The organism is Actinosynnema sp. NPDC004786 (genome assembly GCF_053601135.1).
The window spans coordinates 168904-192671 of sequence record NZ_JBSGBG010000007.1 but is presented as its reverse complement, the minus strand read 5'-3'; the positions used below and the strand labels follow the sequence as shown (position 1 = coordinate 192671).

The following is a 23768-nucleotide window of genomic DNA, read 5'->3' as shown; positions in this document are numbered from 1 at the left end:
GCAAGCATTCTTCTCGGCGTTTCCGAGGGTGTGTCAGGTTCTACAAAAGGGTCCGAAAGACTTATCACGCGCGTGACAAAGAATCGTCCGGACTTGTCGCGCCGCAGCCGCGGAAGTAGTTTCGAAGAATGAGCGGAGCGGGGTCGTGAGGATCGCGGCGGTGCTGGCCGCCCTCATCGCGGTGCTGGCCGCGTCGACGTCCCCGGCGCCGGTCGTGCGGCACGGGGAGGGGCCCGCGCCGCGGCCCGTCGCGGGGATCCGGGTGTCCTACCAGGTCGACGGCGTGACGCGGATCGCCAAGCTCCAGTCCGACCTCGTCATCGGCCCCGGCAGGCTGGACGCCGAGATCGACCTCGCGTCCGGCACGATCACCGGGGACCTGTGGCTGCCTCCGGCCGACGGCTACTTCGTCGTCTTCGGCTTCGTGCCGACCACGGCGCGTACCACGCTGACCCCGGTCGGCCGGGTGTCCGGCACGATCAGCGAGGGGCAGGTCGAAGCGCGCGCCGAGGTCGACATCGGGCTCGGCGACGTCGCGGTGAACGAGCAGCCGCTGGACGCCGGTCCGGCGTGCGCGACCGCCGAACCGGCGTCGCTGGGGCTCGCGGGTCCCTTCGAGCTGGCGCAGATGCGGCTGACGGGCGTCTACGCGATCCCGTCGTTCGGGGACTGCCTGGGGCGCGAGCGGCTCGACCCGCTGTTCACCGGTCTGATCTCCGGGCCGGGCAACGCCATCGACCTCACGCTGACCTTGCTCCCGACCCCGTGAACCCGGTCGCGCCCGCCGCCGGCTGCCCGTTCAGCAGCCGCGAGGCGCGCAGCGCGATGCCCATGTCGAACAACGCGTCCGGGTCGTGCAGCCGATCGCCGAACAGCTCCTCCAGCTGCCGCAGGCGGTAGCGCACCGTCTGCGGGTGCACGGCCAGGCTCGACGCCACCTCCGGCGCGCTGCCCCGGGTCTCCACCCACGCCGTCATCGTCTCCCTCATCCGCTGCTGCTGCTTCGGCGTCAGCCCCTCCAGCGGGGCCAGCGTCCGCCGCACCAGCTGCCGCACCAGCTCCTCGTCCCCGAGCAGCAGCAGGGTCGACAGGTGTTCGGAGGCGTCCACCATCGGCCGGTCCTCGATCACGCCCGACTGGATCAGCGTGATGGTGCGGCGCGCCCAGCGCAGCGACTGCCGTGCCGAGGCCAGCGGCACGACCGGCCCGACGGCCGCGCGCCAGCCGCCGAGCTTCTGCTCCAGCGCGACGAGCTGCCGTTCCGGGTCGGTGAGCAGCAGGCACGGCTCGCTGCCCTCCAAGTCCATCAGGATGTCCTCGTGCAGCGCCGGGATCGGGAGCTGGTGCTGGTCGGTGCGCCGTTCCAGCGCCACCACGAGCACCTTGTCCGGCAGCGGCCAGTGCGCGGCCTCGGCCAGCTCCGCCAGCGCGTTCGGGTGGTAGCCGGGCTCGCCCAGCAGCAGCTCCAGCAACCGCTTGCGCCGCCGCTGCACCGCGCCCGCGTGCCGGGCCTGGGCCTCGGCGTAGCCCTCCATCGAGCGCAGCGACAGCTCGTCGATGTAGGCGAAGATCGCCTCCGCGATCAGGCACATGGTGGCCAGCGGCACGCGCTCGGTCTGCCCGAACTCGGAGATCCGCCGCCACGCGACCCGCGCGCCGATCCGGTAGGCGGTCTGGAGCAGGTCGAGGCTGCGGCCCGCGCTGACCTCCAGCTTGCCGAGCATGCGGAACAACTTCGCCCGGTCCTCGCGCTGCGCGGTCGGGTCGACCATCCGGTCGATGAACTGGTGGATCGCCTGTTCCACCCCCTCGACCACCACTTGGCCGAACATCCCCTCCAGCTTCTGCGAATACTCGGCGATCTGGTTCTGGATTTCCCGGACCATGTCCACGGCCACGTCGCCCGCCCTGGCGCGGAACTTCGGCGCCAGGTCGGCGGGCAGTTGCTCCCACAGGTCCGCGTTCCCGATGAGCGGTAACTCGGAGGCGGTGACTTCTCCGGTTCTGTTCATGCTGCTCGCCCACCACCAAACGGTCGGGTGTGATTCCGAACACTGTATTTTTGATCATGAAAAGTTGTCAACCACGCGCACGGGTGTGACAAAGACGCCGGTGGCCGGTGGTCCGAGCGGTCGTGCACCGGCCGTGACCACCGGAGCGCCTGATCGGGTGGGAAGGGCTGCTCCATTGCGGTGCGGTGCCGCGCCCGAATGCGTTCCGGTGCCTGTGCCACGCCCGTGCCCCCGATTCTCGACAACCCGTCAACGCATAGTCCGGGCACGAGTCGGGACGCCAGGTCGCACACGTCTTTGTGCATCCACGTGAGTGTTCGTCACCCCGTTTTTGTCACGCTCCTGACAATTCCCGGCGATCCTTGTGCGCGGCCACGTCCGTCAGTAACGTACCCGCCGGTAACGTGATTTCCGGTTTATTCCACGTATCCCCGGAGAACGCCGTGGTATTGCGTCGACGCCTGTTGGGGCTGCTGTTGGCCGCGCTCCTGGTCGCGGCGTGCGGCGTGTCCGTCGCGGCCTACCGGAAGGCGTTCGCCTCGCGGGTGGCGGTGCTGCTGCGCACCGACCACGTCGGCAACCAGCTCCAGCGCGACTCGGACGTGAAGCTGCTCGGCGTGCCGGTGGGGGAGGTGCGCGCCATCCGCTCGCGCGGCGACGGCGCGGAGGTGGAGCTGGCCCTGCACCCCGACCAGGTGCGCCGCATCCCGGCGAACGTGACCGCCCGGCTGCTGCCCAAGACCCTGTTCGGCGAGCGGTTCGTCAGCCTGGAACCGCCCGCCGACCCGACCGGCTCGCTCGGCGAGGGCGACGTGATCGAGCAGGACCGCACGTCCGCCGCGATCGAGCTGGAACGGGTGCTCACCGACCTGATGCCCACGTTGCAGGCGGTCCGGCCGGACAAGCTCGCCGCCGCGCTCACCTCGGCGGCCCGGGCGCTGCGCGGTCGCGGGGCGACCCTGGGGCAGGCGATCGCGCGGCTCGACGCGTACCTGCGCGAGCTGAACCCGCAGCTCCCGGTGCTCCAGGAGGACATCACCCGGTTCGCCGACGTCGCCGGGGTGTACGCGGACGCCGGCCCGGACCTGGTGCGGGCGCTGGCGGACGCCACCGCGGTCAGCCGCACGCTCGCCGACCAGCGCGCGAACCTCGACGCCGTGTACGGCAGCCTCACGACCGCCGCCGCGGACCTCACCGGGTTCGTCCGCGCCCACGGCGAGACCGCGGTCGCGCTGGCCGACCGCGCCCGGCCGACGCTCGAACTGGTCGCCACCTACTCGCCCGAGTTCCCGTGTGTGCTCGCCGCCGTCAACGCCCTCCGGCCGCGCATGGACGAGGTGCTGGGCAAGGGCACCGACCAGCCGGGCGTGCACGCCGAGGTCACCGTCGTCCCGCCGGGTGAGGCGTACGTGCCCGGCCGGGACGAGCCGGCGCACCGGCGCGGCGGCGGACCGCACTGCCCGACCGGCCCGCTCACCGCCGTGGCCCCGGACCGGGTGCCCGACTGGGCCGGCCTGCTGATGGGAGCCCGATGAGACCCCTCGCCGCGCCGCTGACGAAGTTCCTGGTGTTCGCCGCGGTCACGATCGCCGCGACCGCCTTCCTGGCGGCGACCATCGCGGGCAGCCGGGTCGGCGGCACCGTCGCCTACACCGCGCGGTTCACCGACGTCACGGCGTTGGCCGAGGGCGACGACGTGCGCATGTCCGGGGTCAAGGTCGGCCAGGTCGAGTCGCTGGAGCTGGTGGACGACCGGTTCGTGGACGTCGGGTTCTCCGTCGCGGACGGCAGGCGGCTGTCCGCCGACGTCACCGCCACCGTCAAGTACCGCAACCTGGTGGGGCAGCGGTACGTCGCGCTGGAGCAGCCCGCCGGGCGGGTCGACGCCACGCTGCCGCCCGGTGGCCTGATCCCGGTCGAGCGGACCACGCCCGCGCTCGACCTGACCGCGTTGTTCAACGGCTTCAAGCCGCTGTTCCAGGCGCTGAACCCGGAGGACGTGAACAAGCTCTCCCTGGAGATCGTCCAGGTGCTCCAGGGCGAGGGCGGCACGGTCGAGAGCCTGCTCGCGCACACCGCGTCGCTCACCACCGCGCTGGCCGCCAAGGACGACGTGATCGGCGAGGTGGTCGAGAACCTCAACGCGGTGCTGGAGACGGTCGAGTCGCGCGACGACCGGCTCGACGCCCTGCTCACGTCGATGAGGCAGCTCGTGTCCGGGTTCGCCGCCGACCGGCAGCCGATCGGCGACGCCATCACCGGCCTGGCCGCGTTGAGCGACAGCACGGCGTCGCTGCTGGAGCAGGGCCGCCAACCGCTCAAGGACGACATCGCCGCGCTCGGGCTGCTCGCGGGCACCCTCGGCGACGCGCCGGAGCTGGAGCCGTTCCTGCGCACCCTGCCGGTGAAGTTCGAGGCCATCGGCCGCACCGCGTCCTACGGCTCCTGGCTCAACTTCTACCTGTGCTTCGCCTCCTCGCAGGCGTCGCCCGCGCCCGGCGGCCCGCCGGTCGGCATCCCCGTGACCGAATCGAGGTGTCACCGATGACCCGCAGACCGGTGCTGCTGGGAGCTGTCGGGCTCCTGGTCGTCGCGGTCACCGCCCTGCTCACCTTCTTCCTGGAGGACCTGCCGTTCTTCGGCGGCGGCGCCGTGCACACCGCCGACTTCACCGAGGCGGCCGGCCTGCGCGTGGACGACGAGGTCCGCGTCGCGGGCCTGAAGGTCGGCGCGGTCACCGACGTCGGGCTGCACGAGGGCCGGGTGCGGGTGGCGTTCCGGGTCGAGGGCGTCGAGCTGGGCGACCGCAGCCGGGCCGAGATCCGGATCAAGACCCTGCTCGGGCAGAAGTACCTGGCGCTGGAGCCCGCGGGCCACGACCCGCTCACCGGCGCCATCCCGGTCGAGCGCACCACCTCGCCGTACGACGTGGTCGAGGCGTTCAACGGGCTCTCGGCCACGGTCGCGGCGATCGACACGGACCGGCTCGCGGAGAGCTTCCGGGTGCTGTCGGACGCCTTCCGCGACTCGCCCGAGCACGTGCGGCAGGCGTTGGACGGCCTGTCGGCGCTGTCGAAGACGATCTCCTCCCGCGACGAGCAGCTGGCGTCGCTGGTCGAGGGCGCGAACCGGGTCAGCGGGGTGCTGGCGGCGCGGAACGAGGACTTCGCCGCGCTCATCACCGACGGCAACCTGCTGCTGGAGGAGGTCGGGCGCCGCCGGGACGCCATCGCCCGGCTGCTGGACGGCACGCGGGAGCTGTCCCGGGAGCTGTCCGGCCTGGTCGCGGACAACCAGGAGCAGTTGCGGCCCGCGTTGGAGCGGCTGGAGCGCGTCACCGACGTGCTGCGGGACAACCAGGACGCGCTGGACCGGGGGCTCGCCCTGGCCGGGCCCTACTACCGGCTGCTCACCAACTCCCTGGGCAACGGCCGGTGGGTGGACACCTACCTGTGCGGCCTGGTCGTCGAGCCCGGCGCGCGGCGCGACTGCCCGCAGGGGGAGCGCTGATGTTCATCCGGACGCGGGCCGACCGCCGCCTCGTCGTCGGGCTGGCGCAGTGGTACGCCGTGGTGCTCGTCGTGACCGCCGCGGTGTGGTGGGTCTTCCTCCAGCCCTCGCCGACCCGCGTGACGGCGCAGTTCGCCGCCGCCGTCGGCGTGTACGAGGGCTCGGACGTGCGGGTGCTCGGGGTGAAGGTGGGCCGGGTGGCCGCCGTGGCGCCCGACGGCGCGTCCGTGCGGGTGGACCTGGAGCTGGACGAGGGCGTGGACGTGCCCGCCGACGCCCGCGCCGTGATCGTGTCGCCGACCGTCGTGGCCGACCGGTACGTGCAGCTCACCCCCGTCTACACCGGCGGCGACAAGCTCGCCCCCGGCGCGGTGATCCCGGCCGCGCGGACCGCGGGCACGGTCGAGCTGGACGAGCTGTACGCGAGCCTGGACCGGGTGCTGACCGCGCTCGGCCCGGACGGCGCGAACCGCGAGGGCGCGCTGTCCGACCTCCTGCGCACGGGCGCGGCCAACCTCGACGGGACGGGCGGCGCGCTGAACGAGTCGGTCCGGCAGCTCGCGGACGCGGCCCGGACGTTGGCCGGGTCGCGCGAGGACCTGTTCGGCGCCGTGGACCACCTCCAGCGGTTCACCTCCGTGCTCGCGGCCGACGACGAGCAGGTGGGGCGGCTGGTCGACCAGCTGGCCGACGTGTCCGGCTTCTTCGCCGCCGAACGGGAGGACCTCGGCGCGGCGCTGGGCGAGCTGGCCGCGGCCCTGGAGCAGGTGCGGGACTTCGTGCACGACAACCGCGACCGGGTGCGGTCCACGGTGGACGACCTCGCCGCGTTGACCGGGGTGCTCGTCCGGCAGCAGCAGTCGCTGGCGGAGGTGGTCGAGGTCGCGCCCGTCGCGCTGCACAACGTGGTCGACGCCTACGACCCGCGGACCGGGACGTTGACCGCGCGGGCCAACCTGGACGAGTTCGTGGCCGACCTGCTCAGCGTGCCGGGGGGTGCGCGGTGATGCGGTGGGCGGCGTTGGTGCTCGTGCTCGTGCTGACCGGGTGCTCGGCCACGCCGAGCGCGTACGACCTGCCGCTGCCCGGCGGCGCGGACCTCGGCGACCGGCCGTACCGGGTGACCGTCGAGTTCGACGACGTGCTCGACCTCGTGCCGCAGGCCGGGGTGAAGGTGGACGACGTGCCGGTGGGCAAGGTCGAGGACATCGCGTTGTCCGAGGACGGCTCGACGGCGCTGGTGCGGGTCGCGGTGCGCGGTGACGTGCTGCTGCCGGCCAACGCGCTGGCCCTGCTGCGGCAGTCGAGCCTGCTGGGCGAGAAGTACGTCGAGCTGGTCGCGCCGGCCGAGCGGTCGGCGTCGCCGCTGGTGGACGGCGCGTTGATCCCCGTGACCCGGACCAACCGCAACCCCGAGGTGGAGGAGGTGTTCGGCGCGCTGTCGATGCTGCTCAACGGCGGCGGGATCGGGCAGCTCCAGGAGATCTCGCGGGAGCTGAGCGCGGCGTTGTCCGGCAACGAGGCCGCGGTGCGGTCGCTGCTGTCCACCCTGGACACGTTCGTGGGGGCGCTGGACTCGCACAAGGGCGAGATCACCCGTGCGCTGGACGGGATGAACCGCCTCGCGTCCGCTTTGGAGTCCCGGAAGGACGACATCGGCGAGGTGCTGGACGGGCTGGAGCCGGGGTTGCGGGTGCTGCACGAGCAGCGCGGGCAGCTCGTCGGGCTGCTGGACGCGGTGGACGAGCTGTCCGACGTGGCCGTGGACACCGTCGACCGGAGCCGGGACGACCTGGTGGCCGACCTGCGGGCGCTGGAGCCGACGCTGCGGCGGCTCGCCGAGTCCGGGCAGAACCTGCCGCAGTCGCTGGAGATGCTGCTGACGTTCCCGTTCACCGACGCGGTGCTGGACGGGATCAAGGGCGACTACCTCAACGCGTACCTGACGCTGACCCCGCCGGGAGGCCGTCGATGATCACCGGGCGGACCAGGGTGCGGATCGCGTTGTTCGTCGTCGTCGCGCTGCTCGGCGTCAGCTACGTGAGCGCCAGGTACGCCGGGCTCGTGGTGGTGGACGACGGGTACGTGGTCCGGCTGGAGCTGGCCCGGACCGGCGGGCTGTTCACCGGCGGCGAGGTGACGTACCGGGGCGTGCCGGTGGGCCGGGTCGGTCCCGTGCGGCTGGGCGACGGGCAGGTCGAGGTCGAGTTGCGCATCGCGGCGGGCGCGCCGCCGATCCCGGCGGACCTGGACGCCGTGGTGGCCAACCGGTCGGCGGTGGGCGAGCAGTACGTCGACCTGCGACCGCGGGGCGGCGGTGGGCCGTTCCTGGGTGACGGCTCGGTGATCCCGCGGGCGCGCACCACGCTGCCGTTGCCGGTGGAGCGGGTGCTGGCGAGCCTGGACGACCTGGCCCGCTCGGTGCCGCAGGACTCGTTGCGGACCGTGGTGGACGAGCTGGACCAGGCGTTGCGGGGGACCGGGCCGGACCTCCAGGCGCTGCTGGACGCCACGGCGGAGTTCGTGGCGACCGCGACCGCCCACCTGCCGCAGACCACCCGGCTGCTCACCGACTCGGCCACCGTGCTGCGGACGCAGGTGGACCACGCGGCGGCGATCGAGTCGTTCGCGGACAGCGCCCTGCTGGTGGCGGCGCGGCTGCGGGCGGGCGACGGGGACCTGCGGCGGCTGATCGGGGCCGTGCCCGGGGCGTCGGCGCAGGTCAGCGCCCTGCTGCGGGAGTCGGGGCCGAACCTCGGGGTCGTCCTGGCGAACCTCCTGACCACGGCCGACGTGCTGGTCACGCGGCAGGGGGCGGTGGAGGAGGTGCTGGTGACGCTGCCGGACGCGGTGTCGGTGGGCGCGTCCACGCTGGCGTCCGGGCAGGCGCGGTTCGGGCTGGCGCTGACGTTCTTCGAGCCCCCGCCGTGCGAGGCGGGCTACGAGGGCACCCGGCGGCGGAGCGGGCTGGACACGTCCGCCGGCCCGTTCAACACGAGCGCGGCGTGCACCCTCCCGCGCGGCTCGGCGACCAACGTCCGGGGCTCCCACAACGCCCCGCGCTGACCTGAGCGTTGAACTCGGGGTACCTGAACGTAGGACACACGCGTTCCGAACGTAGGACACACGCGTGTGTCCTACGTTCAGGTCGCGTGTGTCCTACGTTCGGAACGGGTGAGGTGAGCGTTCGGGGGCAGGTGGGGGCGTTCGGGGGGCAGGTGGGGGCGATCAGGGTCAGGTGGGGGAGAGGTAGAGCCAGGAGCCGTGCTCGCGGACGAAGCGGCTCCGCTCGTGCAGCACGTCGTGGTGGCCGCCCACGCGGTAGTGGGCGCGGAACTCGACCGTGCCGGTCGACTGGAACAGGGTGCCGTCGGCGCGGTCGAGGATCTCCAGGCGGGTCCAGCGCTGCTCCGGGTCCAGCTCCAGCGACGCCGGTCGGGTGGTCGGGTGCCACGTGGCCAGCAGGTAGTCCTCGTCGCCCACCGCGAACGCGCTGTAGCGGGACCGCATCAGCGCCTCGGCGGTCGGGGCCTTGCGCAGCCCCCGGTGGTACGGGCCGCAGCACGCCTCGTACGGCTCGCCCAGCCCGCACGGGCAGCGGTCGGGCGCGCTCATCCGGGCCGATCGCACGCGGTGCGGCCGGAACGGTCGTAGCGCACCCACGCCAGCGCGTTCTCCGCCTCCCGGTCACCGGCGGCGGCCTGTGCGGCCAGCGACGCGTGCACCTGGTACCGCAGGTCGGCGGGCACGGCGGGGTGCGTGAGCAGGTTCGCGCGGATCGCCGGCCGCGGGTCGTCGGCCAGCAGCGCCAGCGCCTCGGCCGGCGCGGCGGGGTCGGTCGACAACGCCTCGCGCACCGCGTCGTCCGGGTCGCCGGCCAGGGCCACGCCCCGCGCGACGGACATCGGTTCGGTCACGGCACCAGGATATAAGGAGAGCGGCTCCCCTCCCGTTGACTGCCAGTCGGGGAGGGGAGCCGCTGCGAGGGCTGGGCTACGGCGTCAGCCGCACGCCGCACCGTTCAGAGTGGGAGAAGTGAACGGTGGGGTACCGCCGCTGAAGCTCGCGTTGTAACCGATGGTCGCGGTACCACCGGTCGCGAGCGCGCCGTTCCAGGAAGCGTTGCCGACGCGGACGATGTCGCCGCTGTCGGTCCACGTCCCGTTCCAGCCCTGGGAAACGGTCACACCGGGCGCGGAGAACGTCAGGGTCCAGCCGTTGATCGCAGCGCCCCGGTTCTCGATGACGATCTCACCGGTGTAACCGCCCGACCACTGGCTCACCACGCGGTGCGTCACCCGGCATGCGCCCCCTGGAGGCGATGTGGTGGTCGTGGTGGTCGTGGTCGTGGAAGTAGTGGTGGTGGTGCTCGTGGTCGTGGAGGTAGTGGTGGACGTCGGGCCGGCGGCGATGGCCAGGTCGTAGGCGCGCTGCGGCACGAACTGGCCCGCCGGTGCGATGCAGCCGTCGGCCTCGCCGGGCAGCTTCACCCAGAGGAACCCGGCGATGCGGGAGTCGCCCGTGTTGGTCGTGCTGGGCGTGCCGATGGCGCGCCCGGCCGGGTCGCACCACTCGGTGCCCAGCGGGCCGTTGCCGTTGCGGCTGGTGTCGATCACGGCGGTGAGCCTGCCGTCGCCCACGGCGTTGAGGATGTTCTTGGTGTAGGCCACCTCGTCGGACGTGCGGCGGTAGTTCGACACGTTCGAGGCGATGCCGTCGGCGCTGTTGGAGATGTCGGCGGCGCGCAGCCGGTTGGCGGCCTCCGACGGGGTCAGCCACGCCGAGTTGCCGATGTCGTAGTAGACCTTGGCCTGCCCGGAACCGGCCTTGAGCTTCTTGCCCGCGTAGGCCATCGACGCCCTGGTCTGGCTCTGCTGGTCGGCGCTCTGGCAGTTGCTCATGATCGGCAGCACGTCCGGTTCGAGCACGATCCACGCGGGCCGGCCCGCCAGCCCCGCCGCGACCTCGTCCACCCAGGCGCGGTAGGCGTCGTGGGACGGCGCGCCGCCGCCACTGGCGCCACCGCAGTCGCGGTTCGGGATGTTGTAGACCACCATGATCGGGATCTTCCCGGCCGCCGCCGCCGCGCCGACGTAGGAGCTGACCTCCGAACGCACCGTCGAGGTGTTGGTGGTGGTGAACCACCGCGCCGCCGGCACGGAGGCGATCCGGTCGCGGATCACCGCCGCACGGGAGTCGCCGGGGTTGGCGGCGACCCACCTGGCGCTGGAGGTGTTCGGATCGACGTAGAACGCGGAGTCGGCTGCCTGCGCCGTGGTGGCGCCGCCGCCGAGCACCAGGGCCACCGCACTGGCGACCAACGCGCTGGACAGCGCACCGGCCGTGGCCAGCCTGGCCCTGTGCCGCGGTCGCCGGGCGTCGTGGCCGGTAACGTGCGTGATGTGTGCTCGCATCGGAAGGTCCTCGCAGCGTCGGTGCTGAACGGGGGCTGACTCCACCTGGGAGCGCTCCCAGGTGGCAGGACTGTAGCCAGTCGGAAACGGTGAAGAAAAGAGGCCGTGATCGACCGGTGCCCGCACCGGTTTATACGGTCCGTGAAGAAAACGCCGAATGAACCGCACCTGAGACCGGTCGCCCGCCGATGAACGCGGCGTTCGCCACTCACAGTCATATTTTCACCGCGCCATTGCGCCGTTCGAGTGAGTGAGACCCGGATCACGGCCCGTTCGAAGTTGATGTCGAAAAAGTTGTCGAATTAGGCCGTGCGATGGCGCTGGTGCTGCGCCGAAAAGCCCAAGTCTGGTGCTTTAAACCGGACATTCCTAGTCTGGGAACGCTCCCAGTCCTTCTCCCCGGACCCTGTCCCGACCCGGAGGCACCGCAATGACGCGCAGCCCCTCCCGACCCCTCGCGGTGACGACGGCCCTCCTGGCCTCCGTCGCCCTCGCCGCCACCGTGCTCGTGCCGCACCTGCGACCCGTGGCCGCCGCCCAGGTGGCGACCCAGGCCGACCCGCGGGTCGAGCAGTTGCTCGCCCGCATGTCGCTCGACGACAAGGTCGGCCAGATGACGCAGGTCGACCGCGGCGCCCTCGCCGCCACCTCCGACCTCGCCACCTACCGGATCGGCTCGGTGCTGTCCGGCGGCGGTTCCGCGCCGAGCCCGAACACGCCCCAGGCGTGGGCGGACATGTACGACGGCTTCCAGCGCGCGGCGATGTCCGCGCCGCTGGGGATCCCGCTGATCTACGGCGTGGACGCCGTGCACGGGCACAACAACGTGCGCGGCGCGACGATCTTCCCGCACAACATCGGCCTGGGCGCCACGCGCGACCCCGACCTGGTCAAGCGCATCGGCGAGGTCACCGCGACGGAGGTCGCGGGCACCGGCATCGACTGGAACTTCGCGCCGTGCCTGTGCGTGGCGCGCGACGACCGGTGGGGCCGCACCTACGAGTCGTTCGGCGAGGTCCCGGAGATCCCGACCGCGATGACGACCTACATCGACGGCCTCCAGGGCGCGACGCTCGGCGGCACGCCCGGCTCCGTGCTCGCCACCGCCAAGCACTTCATCGGCGACGGCGGCACCGAGGGCGGCGACGACCAGGGCGACGCCCGGATCGGCGAACAGGAGCTGCGCGCGGTGCACCTGCCGCCGTTCCGGGCCGCCGTCGACCGGGGCGTCGGTTCGGTGATGATCTCCTACAGCAGCTGGAACGGCGTCAAGGCGCACGGCCACCGCTACCTGATCACCGACCTGCTCAAGGGCGAACTGGGCTTCACCGGGTTCGTGGTCTCCGACTGGGCGGGCATCGACCAGCTCGACGGCGCGACCGGGTTCACCGGCGCGGAGGTCGCCGCGGCCGTCAACGCGGGCATCGACATGGTGATGGTCCCGACCGACTACCGGCGGTTCACGAGCCTGCTCAAGGCCGAGGTGCAGGCCGGCCGGGTGAGCACGGCCCGGATCGACGACGCCAACCGCCGCATCCTGACCAAGAAGTTCGAGCTGGGCCTGTTCGAGCGCCCGCTCACCGACCGCTCGCTCACCTCGACCGTCGGCTCGGCGGCGCACCGCGACCTGGCCCGCCAGGCGGTGCGGCAGTCGCAGGTGCTGCTGCGCAACGACGGCGTGCTGCCGCTGGCCAAGTCCGGCAAGTACTTCGTGGCGGGCAAGTCGGCCGACAACATCGGCTACCAGAGCGGCGGCTGGACGATCACCTGGCAGGGCGGCAGCGGCAACACCACCCCCGGCACCACGATCCTGCAGGGCATCCGCGACCTGGTCGGCTCGCGCGCCACGATCACCCACGACCGCTACGGCGCGGGGGTCGACGGCTCGTACACCGCGGCCATCGCGGTGGTGGGGGAGACCCCGTACGCGGAGGGCCAGGGCGACCGGCCGAACGGCCTCGGCCTGGACCGCGAGGACCTGGAGACGATCAACCGGCTGCGCTCGGCGGGCATCCCGGTGGTCGTCGTGCTGGTCTCCGGGCGCCCGCTGGACCTCGTCGGCCAGCAGGGGAGCTGGAACGCGCTGCTCGCCTCCTGGCTGCCCGGCACCGAGGGCCGCGGCGTCGCGGACGTGCTGTTCGGGGACTACAACCCGACCGGCAAGCTGCCCGTGACCTGGATGGGCAGCAGCTCGCAGCAGCCGATCAACGCCGGTGACGGCAAGCCCGCGCTCTACCCGCTGGGCCACGGGCTGAGCTACGCCCCGACCACGACCACCACGAGCACCACCACGACGACCACCACCACGACCACGACGACGACCACCACCACGGCACCACCGCCCGGCGGCTGCACGGCCACCGCCCGCATCACCTCCTCCTGGCAGGGCGGGTTCCAGGCCGACGTCACCGTCACCAACACCGGCGCCGCGCGGTCGAACGGCTGGACGGTCACCTGGACGAGGGGCGTCGACCACACGATCAACTCGCTGTGGAACGGCAGGTTGACCCAGAGCGGCACCTCGGTGTCCGTGGACGACGTGGGCTGGAACGGCGCGCTCGCCCCCGGCGCTTCGGGGTCCTTCGGGTTCACCGCGTCCGGGACGGCGACCCTGCCCGAGCTGACCTGCCGGGTTCGGTAGCGGCGGCCCGCGGTGACTTTCTGGGAGCGCTCCCCCACGCTGCGTCATTCGGCGCAGCGCGGGCCGACATTCGGCCCACGGCCCGAGGGCTGCCGAGCCGAATTTGTCAAGCCTTTGTGGCTGAACCCTCTTTTCACGGTGTTTCGATGCCGTTACAGTCCCCGACTGGGAGCGCTCCCAGAAACCTCCACCGCCCTGCCCCTCGGAGGCACCGCATGCGACGACGCATGTCCGGGGCACTGGCCGGCACGCTAGCCGTGCTGGTCAGCGCCGCGACGCTGACCCCGTTCCAACCGTCCGCGACGGCCGCGCCCGCGTTCAACTACGGCGAGGCCCTCCAGAAGTCGATCTGGTTCTACGACGCCCAGCGGTCCGGCGACCTCCCCGCGGACAACCGGGTCAACTGGCGCGGCGACTCGGCGCTGCGCGACGGCAGCGACGTCGGCCTCGACCTCTCGGGCGGTTTCTACGACGCGGGCGACCACGTCAAGTTCGGCCTGCCGTTCGCGGCCACGATGTCGATGCTCGCGTGGGGCGCGGTCGAGAACCGGGACGCCTACGAGGACTCGGGTCAGCTGCGGCACCTCATGGCGAACCTCAAGTGGGGCACGGACTGGATCATCAAGGCGCACCCGTCGCCGAACGTGGTCTACGGCCAGGTCGGCAAGGGCGACGACGACCACAAGTGGTGGGGCGCGGCCGAGGTCATGCAGATGGCCCGCCCGGCGTACAAAGTGGACGCCTCCTGCCCCGGCTCGGACCTCGCCGGCGAGTACGCCGCGGCGATGGCCGCGTCGTCCATGGTGTTCAAGCAGACCGACCCGACGTACGCGGCGACCCTGCTGACGCACGCCAAGCAGCTCTACAGCTTCGCCGACACCTACCGCGGCAAGTACAGCTCCTGCATCACCGACGCGGCCAACTTCTACAACTCCTGGAGCGGCTACCAGGACGAGCTGGTGTGGGGCGCGGCCTGGCTGTACCGGGCCACCGGCGACGCGAGCTACCTGACCAAGGCCAAGGCGGAGTACTCGAAGCTGTCCACCGAGCCGCAGACGACCACCCGGTCCTACCGGTGGACGATCGCCTGGGACGACAAGTCGTACGGCGCGTACGTGCTGCTGGCCAAGCTGACCGGCGAGGCCGAGTACATCGCCGACGCCAACCGCTGGCTCGACTACTGGACCACCGGCTACAACGGCAACCGGGTGCGGTACTCGCCGGGCGGCCAGGCGCACCTCGACACCTGGGGCTCGCTGCGGTACGCCGCCAACACCGCGTTCGTCGCCCTGGTCTACGGCGACTGGCTGCGCGAGCGCGACGCCGCGAGGGCCGCCACCTACCACGACTTCGGCGTGCGGCAGATCAACTACGCGCTCGGCGACAACCCGCGCAACTCGAGCTACGTCGTCGGCTTCGGCGCGAACCCGCCGCGCAACCCGCACCACCGCACCGCGCACGGCGCGTGGGCCGACACCATGCAGGAGCCCGCGACCAGCCGGCACGTCCTGTACGGCGCGCTGGTCGGCGGTCCCGGCACCAACAACGACGCGTACAAGGACGACCGCACCGACTTCGTCGCCAACGAGGTCGCGCTGGACTACAACGCGGCCTTCACCGGCGCGCTCGCCCGGCTCTACAAGGAGTACGGCGGCACGCCGCTGGCCAACTTCCCGGTCGCCGAGGCCACCGACGGCCCCGAGCTGACCGTGCAGGCGTCGGTCAACCAGAGCGCGCCCGGCTTCACCGAGATCAAGGCGTTCGTCATCAACAAGACCGCGTGGCCCGCCCGGATGTTCAACGGCTCGCTGCGCTACTACTTCACCCTCGACGGCGCCACCACGCCCGACCAGATCACCGTCACCACGAACTACAACCAGTGCGGCACGCCGACCGCGCCCAAGCAGCACAGCGGCTCGGTGTACTACGTGGACGTGCCGTGCCCCGGCGTCTACCCCGGCGGCCAGTCGGCGCACAAGCACGAGGTGCAGTTCCGCATCACCAGCGCGGGCAGCTGGGACCCGTCCAACGACTGGTCCTACGCGGGCCTGGGCACGGGCAACACGGTGGCGCTGACCGATCGCGTGGTGCTCGCCCAGGACGGCAAGGTCCTGTGGGGCAACGAGCCCGGCCCGGCGGTCGTGGACCGCGAGGCGCCGACCGTCCCGCAGGCGCTGCGGGTGGTCACCGGCTCGAACAACACCTACACCCTGAGCTGGACCGCCTCCACCGACAACGTCGGGGTGACCGGCTACGACGTGCTGCGGGCGGACGGCACGGTCGTAGGTGCCACGGCCACCCCGACGTTCCCCCTCTCCGGCCTCGCGCCCGGCGTGCACTCGTTCTCGGTGCGGGCCAGGGACGCGGCGGGCAACCTGTCCGCGGCGAGCACGCCGGTCACCATCACGGTCGCCGACAACGGGGACCGCCAGGCGCCGACCGTCCCGGGTGGACTGACCGCCTCCGCGATCTCCAGCACGGGCGCGACGCTCACCTGGACCGCCGCCACCGACAACGTGGGCGTGACGGGCTACGACGTGCTGCGCCCCGACGGCACGGTCGCGGCGACCACGACCGGCGTGAGCCACCAGCTGACCGGCCTCGCCGCCGACACCTCCTACACGTTCGCCGTGCGGGCCAGGGACGCCGCCGGCAACACCTCCGCGGCGAGCACCGCGGTGACGTTCCGGACCAGGACCGGCGGGGTGACCGGCACGCTGGCCGTGCAGCAGCGCGGCAACGGCGGCGCGACCGCCAACCAGATCGGCGCCACGCTCGCCGTGGTCAACCGCGGCACGGCGGCGGTCGACCGGTCCACCGTGACCCTGCGGTACTGGTTCACCGGCGAGTCCGCGAACGCCAACTACCAGGTGTTCTGCGACTGGGCGGTGGTCGGCTGCGCCAACGTCCGCGCCACCGTGGTGAAGCTGCCCAGCGCGCGCACCGGCGCGGACGCCTACCTCGAGGTGTCCTTCGCCTCGGGCACGCTCGCCGCGGGCGCGAGCACCGGCGACATCCAGCTCCGGGTGGCCAAGTCCGACTGGTCGTCCTTCAACCAGGCCGACGACCACAGCTACCGGGTCAGCTCGACCCTCACCGACTTCGACCGGGTGACCGCCTACACCGGCGGCGCCCTCGCCTGGGGCGTGGAGCCCTAGCACCCCGAGACTCGGCACGGGGCGTTCTGCGCGCCCAGGCGTCCCGTGCCGACCCCACTCCCCGCCACGCCCTTTCAAGCTCGCGGGTCAATGGCTGATCCGTGCAGGAGGAGGACGCATGAGGTACCGCACCAGAGCGGGACGGTTGCGCACCGGTCCGCTCGCGCTGATAGCCGCGGCGGCGACCGCCGCGGGTGTTATGCCGTTCGTCGCGCCGGTGGCGAACGCGGCCGTGGCGTGCACGGTCAACTACCAGGTCACGAGCCAGTGGCAGGGTGGCTTCGGCGCCAACGTGTCGATCCGCAACGAGGGTGACGCGGTCAACAACTGGCGCCTCACGTGGACCTTCCCGGACGGCCAGCGCGTGCAGCAGGGCTGGAACGGCACGTTCAGCCAGAGCGGCAGCGCGGTGACCGTGGCGGCCCCGAGCTGGTCGCCCAACCTGGGCACCGGCGCGACCGTCACGCCCGGCTTCAACGGCTCGTGGAGCGGCCAGAACCGGCCGCCGACGGACTTCGCGCTCAACGGCACCCGCTGCACGGGCCCGAACGTCAACGTCAACCCGACGGTGTCGCTGACCTCGCCGACGCCCGCGCAGACGTTCCAGTCCGGCCAGGCGATCCCGCTGGCGGCCACCGCGACCGACAGCGACGGGACCGTCGCCAAGGTCGAGTTCCTGGCCGACGGCGTCGTCGTCGCGACCGACACCTCGGCCCCGTACACGGGTTCGTGGACCGGCGCGACCGTGGGTGAGCACGCGATCGTGGCCCGCGCCACGGACGACAAGGGCGGCATCGGCAACTCCAGCATCGCGAGCATCAGGGTCATCGCGGGCCAGGCGATCCAGGCCAGCCCGGCGTCGCTGACCGTGCGGCAGGGCGCCACCGCCACCTTCGGCGTCTCGCTGGCCACCGCGCCGACCTCGAACGTGACGGTCAGCGTGGCCCGCTCGGCCGGCAGCACCGACCTCACGGCCGCTCCGACGACGCTGACGTTCACCCCGACCAACTGGTCGACCAAGCAGAACGTCACGGTCACCTCGGCGGCCAACGGCGGCACGCTCGCCACGGCCACCTTCACCGCGAGCGCCACCGGCGCGGCGTCGGCGTCGGTCGAGGTCCGCGAGACCAGCGCCGACACCTCGCCGTTCGAGCAGGAGTTCCTGGACCTCTACGCCAAGATCAACGACCCGGCGAGCGGCTACTTCCGCACCTTCTCCGACGGGCTGAAGGTGCCGTACCACTCGATCGAGACGCTGATGGTCGAGGCGCCGGACCACGGTCACCAGACCACGTCCGAGGCGTTCAGCTACTACCTGTGGCTCGAGGCCAGCTACGGCAAGATCGTGGGCGACTGGGCGCCGTTCAAGAAGGCCTGGGCGTCGATGGAGAAGTACATCATCCCGGCCCGGGCGGACCAGCCGACCAACGACAAGTACGACGCGTCCAAGCCCGCGACGTACGCCCCCGAGCACCCGCGGATGGACCAGTACCCGTCGCAGCTCGACTCGAACGTGCCGGTCGGCCGTGACCCGATCGCGGCCGAGCTGAAGTCCGCGTACGGCACCAGCGACATCTACGGCATGCACTGGCTGCTCGACGTCGACAACACCTACGGCTTCGGCCGGTGCGGCGACGAGTCCGACGCGGCGCCCGCGTACATCAACACCTACCAGCGCGGCTCGTCCGAGTCGGTGTGGGAGACCATCCCGCAGCCGTCCTGCGACACGTTCGCGCACGGTGGCCCCAACGGCTTCCTCGACCTGTTCACCAAGGACGCCAGCTACGCCAAGCAGTGGAAGTACACCAACGCCCCGGACGCCGACGCGCGTGCGGTGCAGGTGGCCATGCTGGCGAACGAGTGGGCGACCGAGCAGGGCAAGGCGAGCGAGATCTCGTCGGAGCTGGAGAAGGCCGCCAAGATGGGCGACTACCTCCGCTACGCCATGTTCGACAAGTACTTCAAGAAGATCGGCAACTGCACCAGCCCCAACTGCGCGGCCGGTACCGGCAAGGACAGCGCGCACTACCTGATGTCCTGGTACTACGCGTGGGGTGGCGCGACCGACACGTCGGCCGGCTGGGCGTGGCGCATCGGTGACGGCGCGTCGCACCAGGGCTACCAGAACCCGCTGGCGGCCTACGCGCTGGCGAACGTGCCGGCCCTGAAGCCGAAGTCCGCGACCGGCCAGCAGGACTGGGCCACGTCGATGACCCGGCAGCTCGAGCTGCTCCAGTGGCTGCAGTCCGCTGACGGCGCCATCGCCGGTGGCGTGACGAACAGCTGGGAGGGCCAGTACGCCGCGCCGCCGTCGGGCACGCCGACCTTCTACGGCATGTTCTACGACGCCCACCCGGTGTGGCGCGACCCGCCGTCGAACCGCTGGTTCGGCTTCCAGGCGTGGCAGATGGAGCGCACCGCCGCCCTGTACGAGAAGACGGGCAACGCGGCGGCCAAGAAGATCCTCGACAAGTGGGTCCCCTGGGCCATCGCGAACACCACGGTCGGCGCCAACGGCCAGTTCCAGATCCCCTCGGACCTGGAGTGGACCGGCGCGCCGGACACCTGGAACGCCTCGAACCCGGGTTCCAACGCGAACCTGCGCGTCCGCGTGCTCAACTTCAGCCAGGACGTCGGCATCGCCGCGTCCTACGCCAAGACCCTCCTCAACTACGCGGCCAAGTCGGGCAACGCCCAGGCGAAGACCGTCGGCGAGGGCCTCTTGACGGCGCTGCTGGCGCACAAGGACGACAAGGGCATCGCGGTGCCGGAGGAGCGCAAGGACTACAACCGTTTCGACGACGTCTACAACACGTCGACGCGTGAGGGTCCGTACGTGCCTTCGGGCTGGTCGGGCACCATGCCCAACGGCGACCAGATCAAGCCCGGCGTGTCCTTCGTGGACATCCGCTCGATGTTCAAGCAGGACAAGGACTGGCCGAAGGTCCAGGCGTACCTGGACGGCGGCCCCGCGCCGACCTTCACCTACCACCGGTTCTGGGCGCAGGCTGAGATCGCCACGGCGTTCCAGCTGCACGTGGAGCTGTTCGGGTAGACCCGCGAAGGTCGCCGGCACCCCCCTCACGACGTGGTGAGGGGGGTGTTCGGCGTGTCGTGCAACGTCTCAAATGTCGAATGCGTTCGACGCCCCAACGCCGATGAAACAACCGTGAAACTTCGGTGTTGACTCGGGTGAGAGAGCTGTGCCACATTTCTGGCACCCCACCTGCTGGCCCCCCGGTCGGCGACGATTTCGCAGCGATCGAAACGATTCGATTCAGTGAGCTGCAGGTTCGAACAATTCGACGACCGCGAGAGGTGTGCCGTGGCCCCGTTGCCGTTCCGCGACCCGGGTCTGCCGGTCGAGGACAGGGTGACCGACCTGCTCGGCAGGCTGACCGACGAGGAGAAGGTCGCGCTGCTGCACCAGCACCAGCCGGCCGTGCCGAGACTGGGCCTGGCCGGGTTCCACACCGGCATGGAGGCGTTGCACGGCGTCGCGTGGCTCGGGCCCGCCACGGTGTTCCCGCAGGCGATCGGCCTGGCGTCCTCGTGGGACACCGGCCTGGTGCGGCGGGTCGGCGAGGCGACGGGCGTGGAGGCGCGCGGTTTCCACCACCGCGACCCGGTGAAGCACGGCCTCAACGTGTGGGCGCCGGTGGTGAACCCGTTGCGGGACCCGCGTTGGGGCCGCAACGAGGAGGGCTACTCGGAGGACCCGACGCTCACCGCGGCGATGGGCACGGCGTACGCGAGCGGCCTGCGCGGCGACCACCCCCGCTACCTGCGGACCGCGCCGACGCTGAAGCACTTCCTGGGCTACAACAACGAGGACGACCGCTGCGTCACGTCGTCGGACCTGCGGCCGCGGGTGCTGCACGAGTACGAGCTGCCGTGCTTCCGCGGTCCGGTCGAGGCGGGCGCGGCGGTGGCCGTGATGCCGTCGTACAACCTGGTGAACGGCCGGCCGGCGCACCTGAGCCCGTTGCTGGAGCAGGAGGTGCAGACGTGGTCGCCGGACGGGGTGGCGGTGGTCAGCGACGCCTACGCGCCGTCCAACGTGGCCGGGTTGCAGGCGTACCTGCCCACCCAGGCCGAGGCCCACGCCGCGCTGCTCCACGCGGGCCTGCACAGCTTCACCGACCAGGACGACGACCCGACGCTGCTGATCGAGAGCGTGACCACGGCGATCAAGGACGGCCTGCTGGAGCAGGAGGTGGTGGACCGGGCCGTCGGCCGGGTGCTGGCGCTGCGGTTCCGGCTCGGCGAGTTCGACCCGCCGGAGGACAACCCGTACGCGGCCATCACCTCCGACGTGATCGGCACGCACGGCGAGCTGGCGCTGGAAGCCGCACGGCAGGCCGTCGTGCTGCTGCGCAACGAGTCGGCGCTGCCGCTGACCGCGGGCGCCGCGCTGGCCGTGATCGGCACGCACGCCGACACCCTGTTCGAGGACTGGTACAGCGGCACGCTGCCGTACCAGGTGACCGTCCGCCGTGGACTGGAGGAGTTCGCCCCCGTCACCTTCGTGGAGGGCGTCGACCGGATCGCGCTGCGCGCGGCGGACGGCCGCTACCTCGGGGTGCGCGGCGGCGTCGTGGGGCTGGGCGAGCGGGCGCTGTTCGACCGCTTCGACTGGGGCGACGGCGTGTGGACGCTGCGCGACGTGGGCTCGCGGCGCTTCCTGGGCGTGGCCGAGGACGGCTCGCTGGTCGCCGCGGCCGCCATGCCGGGCGGCTGGGACGTGCGCGAGCTGTTCGAGCCCCGGCTGACCGACGCGGGCGTGGTGCTGCGCAACAAGGTGCAGGAGACCGACACCGGGCCGTTCGAGGTGGAGCGGGTCGTGGACGGCCTCGCGGCCGCGGCCGAGGCGGCGGCCCGGGCGGACGTCGCCGTGCTGGTGCTGGGCAACGACCCGCACGTCAACGGCCGGGAGACGCAGGACCGCACCACGCTGCGCCTGCCCTCGCTGGACCTGGTGCGGGCGGTCCGCGAGGCCAACCCGAACACGGTGCTGGTGCTGGTGAGCAGCTACCCGTACGCGCTGGACGGCGAGGAGGAGCACCTGCCCGCGATCGTGTGGACCGCGCACGGCGGGCAGGAGCAGGGCCGCGCGGTGGCGGAGGCGTTGTTCGGCGCGTACTCCCCGTCGGGCAAGCTGACCCAGACCTGGTACCGCGGCGACGACGACCTGCCGGACATCTTCGACTACGACATCATCCGCGCGGGCAGCACGTACCTGTACTTCACCGGCGAACCGCTGTTCCCGTTCGGCCACGGCCTGTCCTACACCACGTTCGAGTACTCGGCGCTGGAGTGGGCCGACGGGGTGGCGCGGCTGTCGGTCACCAACACCGGCGCGGTGGCGGGCGCGGAGGTGGTGCAGCTCTACTCGTCCGCGCTCGACTCGCGGGTGCGCCAACCGGTGCGCAGGCTCCAGTCGTTCGACCGGGTCCACCTCGCGCCGGGCGAGACCGCGGTGGTGGAGCTGCGCGCGGACCGGCTGTGGCACTGGGACGTGATCACCCGGCGCCGCGTGGTGGAGGCGGGGCGGTACGAGCTGTGCGCCGGCTCGTCGTCGCGCGACATCCGGGCGCGGCTGGTGGTGGACGTGCCGGGGGAGCGCATCGGACCGCGCACGGGCGCGCTGCCCGCCCTGGACTTCGACGACTGCGACGGCGTGCGGCTGGTGGACGACGAGGTCGTGTTCACCCGGGCCGGCGCCTGGATCGCGTTCCACGACGTGACGCCGGGGTCGCGGTCCGCGCCGCCGGGCACCCGGCTCTCGGTCGACGGCACGTCCGTCGTGCTCACCGCCGAGACCGCCGGCGTCCGGGTGCGGGAGGTGGGCTGAGGTGGTCACCATCGCCGACGTCGCCCGGCACGCCGGGGTCGCGCCCAGCACCGTGTCGTACGTGCTCACCGGCCGCCGCTCGATCTCCTCGGCCACCAAGGCCCGGGTCGAGGCGAGCGTGCGGGCCCTGGGCTACCACCCGCACGCGGGAGCCCGCTCGCTGGCCAGCAACCGCGCCAACGTGCTGGCGCTGGTGCTGCCGATGCGCGAGGGCATGCACATGCCCGTGCTGATGCAGTTCGTCGTCGCGGTCGCCAACGCGGCCCGCCGGCACGACCACGACGTGCTGCTGGTGACCGCCGACCAGGGCGCGGCGGGCCTGCGCCGGGTCGCGGGCAGCGCGCAGGTCGACGGGCTGCTCGTGATGGACGTGGAGATGCACGACGAGCGCGTGCCCGTGCTGCGCGAGCTGGACCGCCCGTCGGTGCTGATCGGCTTCCCCGCCGACGCGGCCGGGCTGACGTGCGTGGACCTGGACTTCGCCGAGGCGGGCTCGCGGTGCGTGGACCACCTGGCCGACCTCGGGCACACCTACGTGGCGCTGGTCGGCGCGCCCCGCGCGGTCTACCAGCGCGACACCGGTTTCGCGCACCGCACGATGGCCGGGTTCAGCGCGGCGGCCATGCGGCGCGGCGTGTCGTCCACGACCCTGCCCACCGAGACCGACCACGAGTCGGTCCGGGTGGCCATCACCGGCCTGCTGGAGCGCCACCCCGCGGTGACCGGCCTGGTGGTGCACAACGAGGCCGCGCTGCCGTCCGTGGTCGAGGTGCTGCGGTCGCTGGGCCGCAAGGTGCCCGACGACGTCGCGGTGGTCGCGATCTGCCCCGACGACCAGGCCGAGCGGCTCATGCCGCCGCTGACCTCGGTCGCCGTGCCGGCCGAGCAGTTGGGCCACCACGCGGTCGCGCTGCTGATGGCGAAGCTCGACCGGTCCCCGACACCTCCGCTGACGCTGCTGCCGCCCCGGCTGACCGAACGGGCCAGCACCACCCGCTGAGCACCGCGCCCGTCCGCGCCGGCGCGGACGGGCGCGTCGTTTCGAAGCGCTTCGACGTACCCGAGGAGGGACACCGATGGGTTCGCGGGAGATGACCGGTGGCCTCGACCGGCGGGACGTCCGCGCCGGGGCGGGCGCGGCGCCGCTCGACCACATCCCCCTCTTCGTGCGCGAGGGCG

Annotated in this window: 16 protein-coding genes and 1 pseudogene; 13 read left to right on the top strand and 4 right to left on the bottom strand. The window is 72.1% G+C overall.

Annotated elements, in window-relative coordinates; translation table 11 throughout:
- The first annotated feature begins 145 nt into the window (after positions 1–145).
- Positions 146–769 (top strand): hypothetical protein, encoded by a 624-nt coding sequence (locus ACWEFJ_RS08845; protein ID WP_449713353.1) that lies wholly within the window; start codon positions 146–148, stop codon positions 767–769.
- Here ACWEFJ_RS08845 and ACWEFJ_RS08840 read toward each other — a convergent pair.
- Positions 741–2012, bottom strand: a complete 1272-nt coding sequence (locus ACWEFJ_RS08840; RefSeq protein WP_378094240.1) for a helix-turn-helix domain-containing protein — start codon at positions 2010–2012, stop codon at positions 741–743. The two genes, ACWEFJ_RS08845 and ACWEFJ_RS08840, sit on opposite strands and share 29 nt — an antisense overlap.
- A 443-nt stretch (positions 2013–2455) precedes the next feature.
- Between ACWEFJ_RS08840 and ACWEFJ_RS08835 the strand changes: the two genes are divergently transcribed.
- Genes ACWEFJ_RS08835 through ACWEFJ_RS08810 form a run of 6 tightly spaced genes read left to right on the top strand, consistent with a single transcriptional unit; the run spans position 2456 to position 8588 of the window.
- On the top strand, positions 2456–3547 hold the full coding sequence (locus ACWEFJ_RS08835) for an MCE family protein (protein WP_449713352.1): 1092 nt from the start codon (positions 2456–2458) through the stop codon (positions 3545–3547).
- Positions 3544–4560, top strand: a complete 1017-nt coding sequence (locus tag ACWEFJ_RS08830) for an MCE family protein (RefSeq protein WP_449713351.1) — start codon at positions 3544–3546, stop codon at positions 4558–4560. The genes ACWEFJ_RS08835 and ACWEFJ_RS08830 overlap by 4 nt, the downstream gene beginning before the upstream one ends.
- The gene (locus ACWEFJ_RS08825; RefSeq protein WP_378094247.1) at positions 4557–5522 is read left to right on the top strand and encodes an MCE family protein; all 966 of its coding nucleotides are present in this window, start codon (positions 4557–4559) and stop codon (positions 5520–5522) included. Before ACWEFJ_RS08830 ends, ACWEFJ_RS08825 begins: the two co-directional genes overlap by 4 nt.
- On the top strand, positions 5522–6529 hold the full coding sequence (locus tag ACWEFJ_RS08820; RefSeq protein WP_449713350.1) for an MCE family protein: 1008 nt from the start codon (positions 5522–5524) through the stop codon (positions 6527–6529). Before ACWEFJ_RS08825 ends, ACWEFJ_RS08820 begins: the two co-directional genes overlap by 1 nt.
- Positions 6529–7497 (top strand): MCE family protein, encoded by a 969-nt coding sequence (locus ACWEFJ_RS08815; RefSeq protein ID WP_449713349.1) that lies wholly within the window; start codon positions 6529–6531, stop codon positions 7495–7497. Before ACWEFJ_RS08820 ends, ACWEFJ_RS08815 begins: the two co-directional genes overlap by 1 nt.
- Positions 7494–8588 (top strand): MCE family protein, encoded by a 1095-nt coding sequence (locus ACWEFJ_RS08810; RefSeq protein WP_449713348.1) that lies wholly within the window; start codon positions 7494–7496, stop codon positions 8586–8588. Before ACWEFJ_RS08815 ends, ACWEFJ_RS08810 begins: the two co-directional genes overlap by 4 nt.
- A 168-nt stretch (positions 8589–8756) precedes the next feature.
- Here ACWEFJ_RS08810 and ACWEFJ_RS08805 read toward each other — a convergent pair whose 3' ends face one another.
- The 3 genes from ACWEFJ_RS08805 to ACWEFJ_RS08795 all read right to left on the bottom strand — a co-directional run bounded on the left by ACWEFJ_RS08805 (position 8757) and on the right by ACWEFJ_RS08795 (position 10936).
- On the bottom strand, positions 8757–9137 hold the full coding sequence (locus ACWEFJ_RS08805; protein ID WP_378085691.1) for a YchJ family protein: 381 nt from the start codon (positions 9135–9137) through the stop codon (positions 8757–8759).
- The gene (locus ACWEFJ_RS08800; RefSeq protein ID WP_378085692.1) at positions 9134–9439 is read right to left on the bottom strand and encodes a hypothetical protein; all 306 of its coding nucleotides are present in this window, start codon (positions 9437–9439) and stop codon (positions 9134–9136) included. Before ACWEFJ_RS08800 ends, ACWEFJ_RS08805 begins: the two co-directional genes overlap by 4 nt.
- A gap of 84 nt (positions 9440–9523) precedes the next feature.
- The gene (locus ACWEFJ_RS08795; RefSeq protein WP_449713347.1) at positions 9524–10936 is read right to left on the bottom strand and encodes a glycoside hydrolase family 6 protein; all 1413 of its coding nucleotides are present in this window, start codon (positions 10934–10936) and stop codon (positions 9524–9526) included.
- Between the two features lie 430 nt (positions 10937–11366).
- On the opposite strand from ACWEFJ_RS08795, the pseudogene ACWEFJ_RS08790 reads away from it, so the two are divergent.
- The 6 genes and pseudogenes from ACWEFJ_RS08790 to ACWEFJ_RS08765 form a co-directional block, all read left to right on the top strand.
- A pseudogene (locus ACWEFJ_RS08790) lies at positions 11367–13196 on the top strand (glycoside hydrolase family 3 protein); the annotation flags it as partial.
- Positions 13176–13577, top strand: a complete 402-nt coding sequence (locus ACWEFJ_RS08785) for a cellulose binding domain-containing protein (protein WP_449713379.1) — start codon at positions 13176–13178, stop codon at positions 13575–13577. The pseudogene ACWEFJ_RS08790 and the gene ACWEFJ_RS08785, both read left to right, overlap by 21 nt.
- Before the next feature lie 215 nt (positions 13578–13792).
- Positions 13793–16735: a glycoside hydrolase family 9 protein gene (locus tag ACWEFJ_RS08780; protein WP_449713346.1), complete on the top strand. Its 2943-nt coding sequence runs from the start codon at positions 13793–13795 to the stop codon at positions 16733–16735.
- A gap of 118 nt (positions 16736–16853) precedes the next feature.
- A complete protein-coding gene (locus ACWEFJ_RS08775) occupies positions 16854–19790 on the top strand; it encodes a glycoside hydrolase family 48 protein (protein WP_378085698.1) in 2937 nt (978 codons plus the stop codon).
- A 270-nt stretch (positions 19791–20060) separates the two neighbouring features.
- The gene (locus ACWEFJ_RS08770; RefSeq protein ID WP_449713345.1) at positions 20061–22589 is read left to right on the top strand and encodes a beta-glucosidase; all 2529 of its coding nucleotides are present in this window, start codon (positions 20061–20063) and stop codon (positions 22587–22589) included.
- Between the two features lies 1 nt (position 22590).
- A complete protein-coding gene (locus tag ACWEFJ_RS08765; RefSeq protein ID WP_378085702.1) occupies positions 22591–23589 on the top strand; it encodes a LacI family DNA-binding transcriptional regulator in 999 nt (332 codons plus the stop codon).
- Positions 23590–23768 lie beyond the last annotated feature (179 nt).

Bases quoted from the DNA above. Each gene is read 5' to 3' on its own strand.
- ACWEFJ_RS08840 (WP_378094240.1), bottom strand. From the start codon at position 2,012: ATGAACAGAACCGGAGAAGTCACCGCCTCCGAGTTACCGCTCATCGGG.
- ACWEFJ_RS08820 (WP_449713350.1), top strand. From the start codon at position 5,522: ATGTTCATCCGGACGCGGGCCGACCGCCGCCTCGTCGTCGGGCTGGCG.
- ACWEFJ_RS08795 (WP_449713347.1), bottom strand. From the start codon at position 10,936: ATGCGAGCACACATCACGCACGTTACCGGCCACGACGCCCGGCGACCG.
- ACWEFJ_RS08825 (WP_378094247.1), top strand. From the start codon at position 4,557: ATGACCCGCAGACCGGTGCTGCTGGGAGCTGTCGGGCTCCTGGTCGTC.
- ACWEFJ_RS08780 (WP_449713346.1), top strand. From the start codon at position 13,793: ATGCGACGACGCATGTCCGGGGCACTGGCCGGCACGCTAGCCGTGCTG.
- ACWEFJ_RS08815 (WP_449713349.1), top strand. From the start codon at position 6,529: ATGCGGTGGGCGGCGTTGGTGCTCGTGCTCGTGCTGACCGGGTGCTCG.
- ACWEFJ_RS08830 (WP_449713351.1), top strand. From the start codon at position 3,544: ATGAGACCCCTCGCCGCGCCGCTGACGAAGTTCCTGGTGTTCGCCGCG.
- ACWEFJ_RS08810 (WP_449713348.1), top strand. From the start codon at position 7,494: ATGATCACCGGGCGGACCAGGGTGCGGATCGCGTTGTTCGTCGTCGTC.
- ACWEFJ_RS08775 (WP_378085698.1), top strand. From the start codon at position 16,854: ATGAGGTACCGCACCAGAGCGGGACGGTTGCGCACCGGTCCGCTCGCG.
- ACWEFJ_RS08805 (WP_378085691.1), bottom strand. From the start codon at position 9,137: ATGAGCGCGCCCGACCGCTGCCCGTGCGGGCTGGGCGAGCCGTACGAG.